We start from the raw sequence: 11,778 nt of genomic DNA, 5'->3' as shown, positions 1-11,778 counted from the left end.
GTACGACAAGGGCGGATGCCGCGGTGACGCGGTGTCCGCCCTTCGGCGTGAGGCGGGTTCGCACCGTCCCGAAGGCAAAGCCGACCGGGTTTCCCGTACCAATTCGGTGATCCACGCCCCCTTGCTCGCTGATCATGAGCATGATCTAATCCAGGGATTGCCGGAAGATCTTCGGCGAAAAGGCCTTACAGGGGGAACAGTGAAGGCTTTTGCTAAGCGGGTTGGCATGGTTTGTGGTCTGGCGGTGGGAGCTGTCGCGTTTGCCGTCACTCCGGCATTCGCTGCGAACACCTTTGTGCAGACCACAGACGACAACCCCGGCGGATACGCGCAGTGGACCGCTGACGGCGACCGCTGGGACGTGTGTGACTGGCAGGAGGACGGTCTGCGTGCTTCCGGGACGCTGACCTGGAGCGGCGGCAGCGAGCGGATGGACGACGCCAACGGCGGCAGCGACAGCAGCCCGTGCGCCTCGCGGGTGGTCAACCTGCCCGAGGGCACGAAGGTCACCCTCAAGATCTGCCTGCGCGACGGCGCCAACGGCACCCCGCGTTTCTGCAACAGCTCCACCGGCTCTGCCTGAAGCATCGGGTCGGTCCACCGTTCGGCTTGACCAGTCGGCCGGTGGAGGCGGGCATCCGGAGGAATCCGGTGCCCGCCTCTCGTGTTTCTCCAGTAGGAGGCCGTCTCAGCGGCCTGGACGCGATGCCGGAGCACGGGATCGCTACCATGGGGGCTCCGGAGCCTGACCGGGGGACCCGGATCGCGCACGAGGAGTCCTCTTGGCAGACGAGGCCCAGCCCCTGACCGCCGCCAAGCCCGAGCCCGGCTCGGAGCCTGCGGCAACGCCCGCGCGGACGGCGAACGACGACGCGCACGGGCCGGTCGAGCACGCCCAGTCCGCCCCCGTGGACCGGGCACCGGAGCCCTCGCGCCCCAAGCCGGTCGTCACGCCCGAGCCCGCTCCCACCCCGGCCCCGGCGCCCGCGGTCCGCCCGGCGGCCTCCGGCCAGCCCGCCCGCTCCGGCTCCCCCAACCGCGTACGCGCCCGGCTGGCCCGGCTCGGCGTACAGCGCTCGAACCCGTACAACCCGGTCCTCGAACCGCTGCTGCGCGCGGTGCGCAGCAACGACCCGAAGATCGAGACGGCGACGCTCCGCCAGATCGAGAACGCCTACCAGGTCGCCGAGCGCTGGCACCGCGGCCAGAAGCGCAAGAGCGGCGACCCGTACATCACCCACCCGCTGGCCGTCACCACGATCCTCGCCGAACTGGGCATGGACCCGGCGACGCTGATGGCGGGCCTGCTGCACGACACCGTCGAGGACACCGAGTACGGCCTCGACCAGCTCCGCCGCGACTTCGGCGACTCCGTCGCGCTCCTCGTGGACGGCGTCACCAAGCTGGACAAGGTCAAGTTCGGCGAGGCCGCGCAGGCCGAGACCGTGCGCAAGATGGTCGTCGCCATGGCCAAGGACCCGCGCGTCCTGGTCATCAAGCTCGCCGACCGGCTGCACAACATGCGCACCATGCGGTACCTCAAGCGCGAGAAGCAGGAGAAGAAGGCGCGCGAGACGCTGGAGATCTACGCGCCGCTCGCCCATCGCCTGGGCATGAACACCATCAAGTGGGAGCTGGAGGACCTCGCCTTCGCGATCCTCTACCCCAAGATGTACGACGAGATCGTCCGGCTGGTGGCCGAGAGGGCACCGAAGCGTGACGAGTACCTGGCCATAGTGACCGACGAGGTGCAGAGCGATCTGCGCGCGGCTCGCATCAAGGCCACCGTCACCGGCCGCCCGAAGCACTACTACAGCGTCTACCAGAAGATGATCGTCCGAGGCCGGGACTTCGCGGAGATCTACGACCTCGTGGGTATTCGTGTACTTGTCGACACGGTCCGCGACTGTTACGCCGCTCTCGGCACCGTGCACGCGCGCTGGAACCCGGTCCCCGGCCGGTTCAAGGACTACATCGCGATGCCCAAGTTCAACATGTACCAGTCGCTGCACACGACGGTCATCGGGCCCAACGGCAAGCCCGTCGAACTCCAGATCCGTACGTTCGACATGCACCGCCGGGCCGAGTACGGCATCGCCGCCCACTGGAAGTACAAGCAGGAGGCTGTCGCCGGAGCCTCCAAGGTGCGCTCGGACCAGCCGAGAACCACCGGCAAGGACGACCACCTCAACGACATGGCCTGGCTGCGGCAGCTGCTGGACTGGCAGAAGGAGACCGAGGACCCCAGCGAGTTCCTGGAGTCCCTGCGCTTCGACCTGTCCCGCAACGAGGTCTTCGTCTTCACGCCCAAGGGCGACGTGATAGCGCTTCCGGCGGGTGCGACCCCGGTCGACTTCTCGTACGCGGTGCACACCGAGGTCGGCCACCGGACCATAGGGGCACGGGTCAACGGCCGCCTCGTACCGCTCGAATCCACCCTCGACAACGGCGACCTGGTGGAGGTGTTCACCTCCAAGGCGGCCGGCGCGGGGCCGTCCCGCGACTGGCTCGGGTTCGTCAAGTCGCCGCGTGCCCGCAACAAGATCCGCGCCTGGTTCTCCAAGGAGCGCCGCGACGAGGCGATCGAACAGGGCAAGGACGCCATCGCGCGCGCGATGCGGAAACAGAACCTGCCGATCCAGCGCATCCTCACCGGCGACTCCCTCGTCACCCTCGCCCACGAGATGCGCTACCCCGACATCTCGTCCCTGTACGCGGCGATCGGCGAGGGCCATGTGGCCGCGCAGAACGTCGTGCAGAAGCTCGTGCAGGCGCTCGGCGGCGAGGAGGCGGCCACCGAGGAGATCGATGAGTCCGTCCCGCCCGCCCGCAGCCGCAAGCGCCGCAGCAACAACGACCCGGGTGTGGTGGTCAAGGGCGTCGACGACGTCTGGGTGAAGCTCGCCCGCTGCTGTACGCCCGTACCCGGCGACCCCATCATCGGATTCGTCACGCGCGGTAGCGGCGTATCGGTTCACCGCAACGACTGCGTGAACATCGAGTCACTGAACCGGGAGCCCGAGCGGATTCTCGAGGTTGAGTGGGCGCCCACCCAGTCCTCGGTCTTCCTGGTCGCCATCCAGGTCGAGGCACTGGACCGCTCCCGCCTCCTCTCGGACGTCACCCGAGTCCTGTCCGACCAGCACGTCAACATCCTGTCGGCGGCAGTCCAGACGTCGAGGGACCGGGTGGCCACGTCCCGCTTCACCTTCGAGATGGGCGACCCCAAGCACCTGGGACACGTCCTGAAGGCTGTCAGGGGCGTCGAGGGCGTGTACGACGTGTACCGGGTGACCTCGGCCCGCAGGCCGTAACCACAGGCGGTACGCAGAGGGGCTCCCGTACGAGATGTACGGGAGCCCCTCTGCGCAACAGCGTGCGGGAAAGCCGGCGAAAGAACCTAGCCGCCGAACTCCTGCAGGCCCTTGAGCGCCTGGTCCAGCAGTGCCTGACGGCCGTCGAGCTCCTTCTGGAGCTTGTCGGCCCTGGCGTTGTTGCCCTGCGCCCTGGCGGCCTCGATCTGCCCCCCGAGCTTGTCCACGGCGGCCTGGAGCTGACCGGTCAGACCCTCGGCACGCGCGCGTGCCTCCGGGTTCGTCCGGCGCCACTCGGTCTCCTCGGACTCCTGAAGAGCCCGCTCGACCGTGTGCATCCGGCCCTCGACCTTCGGCCGCGCGTCGCGCGGGACATGGCCGATGGCCTCCCAGCGCTCGTTGATCGAACGGAAAGTGGCTCGCGCCGCCTTGAGATCCGTGATCGGCAGGAGCTTCTCGGCCTCCTCGGCCAGCTCCTCCTTGAGCTTGAGGTTCTCGGTCTGCTCCGCGTCCCGCTCGGCGAAGACCGAGCTGCGCGCCGCGAAGAACACGTCCTGGGCGCCGCGGAAGCGGTTCCACAGGTCGTCCTCGTGCTCGCGCTGGGCGCGGCCCGCGGCCTTCCAGTCCGTCATCAGCTCGCGGTAGCGCGCCGCCGTCGGACCCCAGTCGGTCGACGCCGACAGTGCCTCGGCCTCGGCGACCAGCTTCTCCTTGGCCTTGCGGGCGTCCTCGCGCTGCGCGTCCAGGGACGCGAAGTGCGCCTTGCGGCGCTTGGAGAACGCCGAGCGGGCGTGCGAGAAGCGGTGCCACAGCTCGTCGTCCGACTTCCGGTCGAGCCGCGGCAGCCCCTTCCAGGTGTCCACCAGCGCACGCAGCCGCTCACCGGCGGACCGCCACTGGTCGGACTGCGCCAGCTCCTCCGCCTCGACGACCAGCGCCTCCTTGGCGTGCCGTGCCTCGTCGGACTGCTTGGCCCGCTGCTGCTTGCGCTCCTCGCGGCGGGTCTCGACGGTCTCGACGAGCTTGTCCAGCCGGACCTTCAGCGTGGCCAGATCACCGACCGCGTGGTGGGCGTCCACCTGTTCGCGGATGTGGTCGATCGCCACCTGGGCGTCCTTCGCGGACAGGTCGGTGGTCTTGACTCGCTTTTCGAGGAGGCCGATCTCGACAACCAGGCCCTCGTACTTGCGCTCGAAGTAGGCCAACGCCTCCTCGGGGGAGCCGGCCTGCCAGGAACCGACGACCTGCTCACCGTCGGCAGTACGCACGTACACGGTCCCCGTCTCGTCGACGCGGCCCCACGGGTCGCTGCTCACAGCGCCTCCTCCACATGATGCCTGCGGAGGGCTCTGCACCCCCGGGCATCGTCCACAGTTTCGTCACGGCCAACATAGGCGACCGGCAGGGATGCTGTCCGCATCCCGCGCGACCGAAGTTTCGCAGTTGGCGGTCAGGATTTCGTTACGGTCGCTTTGTTGATCACAACGGTCGCATTCGGTGCGCCGTCGCCCTGTCCCGTGGCCTCACCGGCCGCGGCGATCTTCTTCAGCACCTTCATGCCCGACGCGGAAATCGTGCCGAACGGTGTGTAGCTGGGCGGAAGCTGGCTGTCCTGGTAGACCAGGAAGAACTGGCTGCCGCCGGTGTGCGCCTGGCCGGTGTTGGCCATGGCGATCGTGCCCGCCGGGTAGGTGTTGTTCTTGAGGGATTTGTCCTTCAGGTTCTCGTCCGGAATGGTGTAGCCGGGGCCGCCCATACCGGTGCCCTTCGGGTCACCGCACTGCAGCACGTAGATGCCGTTCGTGGTGAGGCGGTGGCACTTGGTGTGATCGAGGTAGCCCTCGCTCGCCAGGAAGTCGAACGAGTTCACCGTGTGCGGGGCCGCGGACGTCTTCAGCGCGATGTCGATGTCGCCGCAGGTCGTGGCGAGCTTCATCTCGTACTTCGCCGACTTGTCGATGGTCATCGCCGGCTCCTTCTTCCAGCTCAGCGACTTCACCTTCCCCGCGGCCGGCTTCTCGCAGGGGTCCGGGGCCTTGCTGGGCGATGCGCTCGGGGTGACCTCCGCGCTCGCGTTCGCCTTGCTGTCGTCGTTCTTGAAGACCCCGGTCGCGTACGACACCACACTGCCCACGAGGATCACGCCGAGGACCGACCCGATCACCGAGTTGCGCACGTTCGCCTTGCGCCGCGCGGCCGTACGCCGCTGCTGCTGCCGCAAGAACTTCTCCCGGGCGAGCTGACGCCGCCGCTGCTCCTGGGTGACCACCGGGTTCTCTCCTCATGCGTCTCGTACGTCCACTGGGACGCTTGCGTCTTGTGTGCCGATCGCCTGCGTGTGCCCCGTACCGTATATGGGTTCGCTGAGGAAACGGCAGCGCCGGTAGGCTCTGGGGCACTGCCACCGCCCCGTACGACCACGTACGTGACAAATCGAAGGACGATCGTGCTCATTGCCGGGTTCCCGGCCGGTGCCTGGGGGACGAACTGTTATCTCGTCGCCCCCGCCGCCGGCGAGGAGTGCGTGATCATCGACCCGGGCCATCAGGCCACCGAGGGAGTCGAGGAGACGCTGAAGAAGCATCGGCTCAAGCCCGTCGCGGTCGTCCTCACCCATGGTCACCTCGACCATGTGGCCTCGGTCGTGCCGGTGTGCGGCGCGCACGGTGTCCCGGCGTGGATCCACCCCGACGACCGCTACATGATGAGCGACCCCGAGAAGGCGCTCGGTCGTTCCATCGGCATGCCGCTGCTGGGCGAGCTGACCATCGGGGAACCGGACGACGTCAAGGAGCTCACGGACGGCGCGCGGCTGGAACTGGCGGGACTGGAGCTGAGCGTGGCGCACGCGCCGGGCCATACCAAGGGGTCGGTGACGTTCAGGATGCCGGAGAACACGGACATCCCGTCCGTGTTCTTCTCGGGCGACCTGCTCTTCGCCGGCTCCATCGGACGCACCGACCTGCCCGGCGGTGACATGGCCGAGATGCTCGACTCGCTGGCCCGCGTGTGCCTGCCGCTCGACGACTCGACCGTGGTGCTGTCCGGCCACGGCGCCCAGACGACCATCGGCCAGGAGCGCGCCACCAACCCGTATCTGCGGCAGGTGGCGGCCGGCCTTCAAGATCGCGGCGAGGGATCGAACCCCCCTCACCGACGAGGAATGTGACGAGAGACCTCCCGTGAGCACCTTCAAGGCCCCCAAGGGCACGTACGACCTGATCCCGCCGGAGAGCGCGAAGTTCCTGGCGGTACGGGAAGCCATCGCGGCCCCGCTGCGCAACTCCGGCTACGGCTACATCGAGACGCCCGGCTTCGAGAACGTCGAGTTGTTCGCCCGGGGCGTCGGTGAGTCGACGGACATCGTGACGAAGGAGATGTACGCCTTCGAGACCAAGGGCGGCGACAGGCTGGCCCTGCGCCCCGAGGGCACGGCGTCGGTCCTGCGCGCGGCCCTGGAGGCCAACCTCCACAAGCTGGGCAACCTCCCCGTCAAGCTCTGGTACTCGGGCTCGTACTACCGCTACGAGCGCCCCCAGAAGGGCCGCTACCGCCACTTCTCGCAGGTGGGCGCGGAGGCGATCGGCGCGGAGGACCCGGCGCTCGACGCCGAGCTGATCATCCTGGCGGACCAGGCGTACCGGACGCTGGGCCTGCGGAACTTCCGCATCCTGCTGAACTCGCTGGGCGACAAGGAGTGCCGTCCGGTCTACCGGGCCGCACTGCAGGACTTCCTCCGGGGCCTCGACCTGGACGAGGAGACGCTGCGCCGGGCCGACATCAACCCGCTGCGGGTACTGGACGACAAGCGGGACGACGTCCAGAAGCAGCTGGTGGGGGCGCCGCTTCTGCGGGACTACCTCTGCGACGCCTGCAAGGCGTACCACGAGGAGGTCCGCGAGCTGATCACCGAGGCGGGCGTCGCCTTCGAGGACGACCCGAAGCTGGTCCGCGGCCTCGACTACTACACCCGTACGACCTTCGAGTTCGTCCACGACGGACTCGGCTCGCAGTCCGCGGTGGGCGGCGGCGGTCGCTACGACGGCCTGTCCGAGATGCTCGGCGGTCCCGCGCTGCCGTCGGTGGGCTGGGCGCTCGGCGTCGACCGTACGGTGCTGGCGCTTGAGGCGGAGGGCGTCGAGCTCGAACTCCCGTCCGCGACAAGCGTGTTCGCGGTGCCGCTGGGGGAGGAGGCTCGCCGGGTGCTGTTCGCGAAGGTCACGGAGCTGCGCAGGGTGGGGGTCGCGGCGGACTTCTCGTACGGGGCGAAGGGCTTGAAGGGGGCGATGAAGAACGCGAACCGGAGTGGGGCGCGGTACACGATCGTCGCCGGTGAGCGGGACCTCGCGGAGGGTGTGGTCCAGCTGAAGGACATGGAGTCCGGGGAGCAGACGGCGGTCGGCGTGAACGAGATCGTGGCGGAACTGGAGTCGAGGCTCGGCTGAGGTGGCTGGGGGTTTGTTTCGCCCCCGCCGCCCCTACCCGCCCCATCCCGTTCCTGGGGGCTGCGCCCCCAGACCCTCCTTCGCGCTGAACGCGCCCGTCCTCAAACGCCGGACGGGCTGACTGGCCAGCCCGTCCGGCGTTTGAGGACGGGAACGGGTGTGGGCGGGGGGGAAAAGCAGGTCGGTTCGAGTGGCGTCAACCCGGGCGACGTCGGTTCGTCCTGGCGGGTGGTTCCGGTGCGGGAGTGCCTCCTTATGTCCACCGAACGGTGGACACGCGCCCGCGTGCGGCACAATGACCGTGCCCGCCAGCCCCCCTCTCGAAGCAACGGAACGGCGTGATGACCAAGACGACAGTGATGAAGGACGGCGTCTCCACCGAGCGGCCCGAGCCCCCCACCGAGGCCTCGCGCTCCGTGGGCGGCAGCCGTGCGTTCGCCGTGATGCTGTTGCTCACCGGCGCGGCCGGTCTGCTGGCGGCGTGGGTCATCACGATCGACAAGTTCAAGCTGCTGGAAGCCAAGGTCGCGGGTACGACGTTCACACCCGGCTGCAGCCTCAACCCCGTGGTGTCCTGCGGCAGCGTGATGGAGAGCAAGCAGGCCGCCGCCTTCGGGTTCCCGAACCCGATGCTCGGCCTCGTCGCCTACGGCATCGTCATCTGCGTCGGCATGAGCCTCCTGGGCCGGGCCCGCTTCCCGCGCTGGTACTGGCTCACCTTCAACGCCGGCACCCTCTTCGGCGTCGGATTCTGCACCTGGCTGCAGTTCCAGTCCCTGTACCGGATCAACGCGCTGTGCCTGTGGTGCTCCCTGGCCTGGGTCGCGACGATCATCATGTTCTGGTACGTGACCTCGTTCAACGTCAGGAACGGCTTCATCCCCGCGCCGAACTGGCTCAGGAGCTTCTTCGGCGAGTTCACCTGGGTCGTGCCGGTCCTGCACATCGGCATCATCGGGATGCTGATCCTGACCCGCTGGTGGGAGTTCTGGACCAGCTGACAGCGCCGGTCCCACTGTCAGTGGCGTGACATAGGGTTTTGCCGTGGAGCCCGACCTTTTCACCGCCGCAGCAGAAGCACGCCAGGAGAAGGACCCTTCCGGAAGCCCCCTGGCCGTGCGGATGCGCCCGCGCGTCCTCGACGAGGTCGTGGGCCAGCAGCATCTGCTGAAACCGGGCTCGCCGCTGCGCAGACTCGTCGGAGAGAGCGAGGGCGGGCCGGCCGGGCCGTCGTCAGTGATCCTCTGGGGCCCGCCCGGCACCGGCAAGACCACTCTTGCGTACGTCGTGTCGAAGGCCACCGACAAGCGCTTCGTGGAGCTGTCGGCGATCACCGCGGGGGTCAAGGAGGTGCGCGCGGTCATCGACGGGGCCCGCCGCGCCACCGGTGGCTTCGGCAAGGAGACCGTCCTCTTCCTCGACGAGATCCACCGCTTCAGCAAGGCCCAGCAGGACTCCCTGCTCCCCGCCGTCGAGAACCGCTGGGTGACCCTGATCGCGGCGACCACCGAGAACCCGTACTTCTCCGTCATCTCGCCCCTTCTCTCCCGCTCCCTCCTCCTCACCCTCGAACCCCTCACCGACGACGACCTGCGTGCCCTGCTGCGCCGCGCGGTCGCCGACGAGCGTGGACTCAAGAGCGCCGTCACGCTGCCCGACGACGCCGAGAAGCACCTGCTGCGGATCGCCGGCGGAGACGCCCGCCGGGCCCTGACCGCCCTGGAGGCCGCCGCCGGAGCCGCGCTCGACAAGGGCGACGCGGACATCACCCTCCAGACCCTGGAGGAGACCGTCGACCGGGCGGCCGTGAAGTACGACCGTGACGGCGACCAGCACTACGACGTGGCCAGCGCCCTCATCAAGTCCATCCGGGGCTCCGACGTCGATGCGGCCCTGCACTACCTCGCCCGCATGATCGAAGCGGGCGAGGACCCCCGCTTCATCGCCCGCCGCCTGATGATCTCCGCCAGCGAGGACATCGGCCTCGCCGATCCGAACGCCCTGCCGATAGCCGTCGCCGCCGCGCAGGCCGTCGCCATGATCGGCTTCCCGGAGGCCGCCCTCACCCTCAGCCACGTCACCATCGCCCTCGCCCTGGCCCCCAAGTCCAACGCCGCGACGACGGCGATCGGCGCCGCCATGGAGGACGTAAGAAAGGGCCATGCGGGACCCGTGCCGATGCACCTGCGCGACGGGCACTACAAGGGCGCCGCCAAGCTCGGCCACGCGCAGGGCTACGTGTACCCGCACGACCTGCCGGAAGGAATCGCCGAGCAGCAGTACGCCCCGGAAGAGCTGAAGGACCGGCGGTACTACGAACCGACCCGGCATGGCGCCGAGGCCAGGTACGCGGACGCGGTCGAGTGGACCAGGAAACACCTTGGTCGTAAGAGGTCCTGAGCACGCTGTAGAATCCTGCGCAGTGCTGCGTCCCGTGTCCGGCTTCGGTCGGCGCCTCAGGCGGGACGATCAGCCGGATCTTCTGATCCAGGAGCGTCGCGCACCTTCGTAGGTGTCGCGGGCAGCCCACCACCACCCGGCTTCCGGGAACGGTCGGTGGGCCGTTCGTGTGCTGCACGTATGTGCCCAGCACAGGGGAACGGCTGCCTGGCGAGTCCCTCGTGGACCTGCCGGGAATCCCCGGCTGCGGATGCGACCTCCCGTAACCCTGAGGCAGCCGAAAAGGAAAAGGAAAAGAAGTGGCTAACCAGCCCCGCCCCAAGGTCAAGAAGTCGCGTGCCCTCGGCATCGCGCTGACCCCGAAGGCCGTCAAGTACTTCGAGGCCCGTCCCTACCCGCCGGGTGAGCACGGTCGTGGCCGCAAGCAGAACTCGGACTACAAGGTCCGTCTGCTGGAGAAGCAGCGTCTGCGCGCGCAGTACGACGTGTCCGAGCGTCAGCTCGTCCGCGCCTACGAGCGTGCCGCCAAGACGCAGGGCAAGACCGGTGAGGCCCTGGTCATCGAGCTGGAGCGTCGTCTCGACGCCCTGGTTCTGCGTTCGGGCATCGCCCGCACGATCTACCAGGCCCGCCAGATGGTCGTCCACGGCCACATCGAGGTCAACGGTCAGAAGGTCGACAAGCCGTCGTTCCGTGTCCGTCCCGACGACGTCGTGATGGTCCGCGAGCGCAGCCGCAGCAAGACGCTGTTCGAGGTCTCCCGCGCCGGTGGCTTCGCCCCCGACGGCGAGACCCCGCGCTACCTGCAGGTGAACCTCGGCGCCCTGGCGTTCCGCCTGGACCGCGAGCCGAACCGCAAGGAGATCCCGGTGATCTGCGACGAGCAGCTCGTCGTCGAGTACTACGCCCGCTGATCCAGCGGTCGCAGCACCAGGCATCACCGGCTTAACGCTTTGGCCCGTCGTTTCCCCGCCCTCACCGGCGGGGGATCGGCGGGCTTTCGCGTACGACCTCGCCCTCGTGCAACCGCCGTCCCGGCAGCCCCCGTCCGGGTACGGAGAGCCACCTCCGGCGCGATAGGGTCGGGGCGACTTTCGAAGTTTTCACAACCCGAGTGAAGTACCCCCAGAACACAGTCGATCTACGAGCACAGAGAGCGGTGCGGTGTGACCGGTGGAGAGGTTGCCGGGATCCTGGTGGCCGTGTTCTGGGCGATCCTGGTCTCCTTCCTCGCCGTGGCGCTGGTGAGGCTGTCCCAGACGCTCAGGGCGACCACCAAGCTGGTCGCGGAGGTGACGGATCAGGCGGTGCCGCTGCTGGCCGACGCCTCCCAGGCCGTGCGCTCCGCACAGACGCAGATCGACCGGGTCGACGCCATCGCCACCGACGTCCAGGAGGTCACCTCCAACGCGTCGGCGCTGTCCACCACCGTCGCCTCCACCTTCGGCGGCCCCCTCGTCAAGGTTGCCGCGTTCGGCTACGGCGTACGCCAGGCGATGAGCCGTACCAGGGCCGACGAGGCGCCCGAGCCGCAGCGGGCCCGGCGCACCGTCATCGTCGGCCGCACCGTACCGGCCCCGAAGGGCCAAAAGCGCCGCAGGCAGAAGGGCTGAACCCCA

10 protein-coding genes are annotated in these 11,778 nt (G+C 68.6%); 8 read left to right on the top strand and 2 right to left on the bottom strand.

Annotated features, from left to right (window positions below):
• The first annotated feature begins 295 nt into the window (after positions 1-295).
• Entirely contained in the window at positions 296-583 is a 288-nt protein-coding gene (locus OHN74_RS06955) for a hypothetical protein (RefSeq protein ID WP_327693652.1), read from the top strand.
• Positions 584-782: 199 nt separating this feature from the next.
• The gene (locus OHN74_RS06950) at positions 783-3,314 is read left to right on the top strand and encodes a RelA/SpoT family protein (RefSeq protein WP_327693651.1); all 2,532 of its coding nucleotides are present in this window, start codon (positions 783-785) and stop codon (positions 3,312-3,314) included.
• Positions 3,315-3,400: 86 nt separating this feature from the next.
• Here OHN74_RS06950 and OHN74_RS06945 read toward each other — a convergent pair whose 3' ends face one another.
• Together OHN74_RS06945 and OHN74_RS06940 are read right to left on the bottom strand one after the other, a co-directional pair.
• Entirely contained in the window at positions 3,401-4,630 is a 1,230-nt protein-coding gene (locus OHN74_RS06945) for a DUF349 domain-containing protein (protein WP_327693650.1), read from the bottom strand.
• 134 nt (positions 4,631-4,764) lie between these two features.
• On the bottom strand, positions 4,765-5,583 hold the full coding sequence (locus tag OHN74_RS06940; RefSeq protein ID WP_327693649.1) for a peptidylprolyl isomerase: 819 nt from the start codon (positions 5,581-5,583) through the stop codon (positions 4,765-4,767).
• 177 nt (positions 5,584-5,760) lie between these two features.
• Here OHN74_RS06940 and OHN74_RS06935 point away from each other — a divergent pair, with 177 nt between their 5' ends.
• The 6 genes from OHN74_RS06935 (at position 5,761) to OHN74_RS06910 (ending at position 11,772) form a co-directional block, all read left to right on the top strand.
• On the top strand, positions 5,761-6,483 hold the full coding sequence (locus OHN74_RS06935; RefSeq protein WP_327700025.1) for an MBL fold metallo-hydrolase: 723 nt from the start codon (positions 5,761-5,763) through the stop codon (positions 6,481-6,483).
• A gap of 13 nt (positions 6,484-6,496) precedes the next feature.
• Entirely contained in the window at positions 6,497-7,759 is a 1,263-nt protein-coding gene (hisS, locus tag OHN74_RS06930; protein ID WP_327693648.1) for a histidine--tRNA ligase, read from the top strand.
• 341 nt (positions 7,760-8,100) lie between these two features.
• Positions 8,101-8,760 (top strand): vitamin K epoxide reductase family protein, encoded by a 660-nt coding sequence (locus OHN74_RS06925; RefSeq protein ID WP_327693647.1) that lies wholly within the window; start codon positions 8,101-8,103, stop codon positions 8,758-8,760.
• Positions 8,761-8,803: 43 nt separating this feature from the next.
• Positions 8,804-10,159: a replication-associated recombination protein A gene (locus tag OHN74_RS06920; protein WP_327693646.1), complete on the top strand. Its 1,356-nt coding sequence runs from the start codon at positions 8,804-8,806 to the stop codon at positions 10,157-10,159.
• A gap of 299 nt (positions 10,160-10,458) precedes the next feature.
• On the top strand, positions 10,459-11,073 hold the full coding sequence (rpsD, locus tag OHN74_RS06915; protein WP_318318612.1) for a 30S ribosomal protein S4: 615 nt from the start codon (positions 10,459-10,461) through the stop codon (positions 11,071-11,073).
• A gap of 252 nt (positions 11,074-11,325) precedes the next feature.
• Entirely contained in the window at positions 11,326-11,772 is a 447-nt protein-coding gene (locus OHN74_RS06910; protein WP_327693645.1) for a DUF948 domain-containing protein, read from the top strand.
• Positions 11,773-11,778: the final 6 nt, after the last annotated feature.

Source organism: Streptomyces sp. NBC_00459, assembly GCF_036013955.1.
Taxonomy (GTDB): domain Bacteria; phylum Actinomycetota; class Actinomycetes; order Streptomycetales; family Streptomycetaceae; genus Streptomyces.
This window is presented reverse-complemented; position numbering and strand designations above follow the sequence as displayed.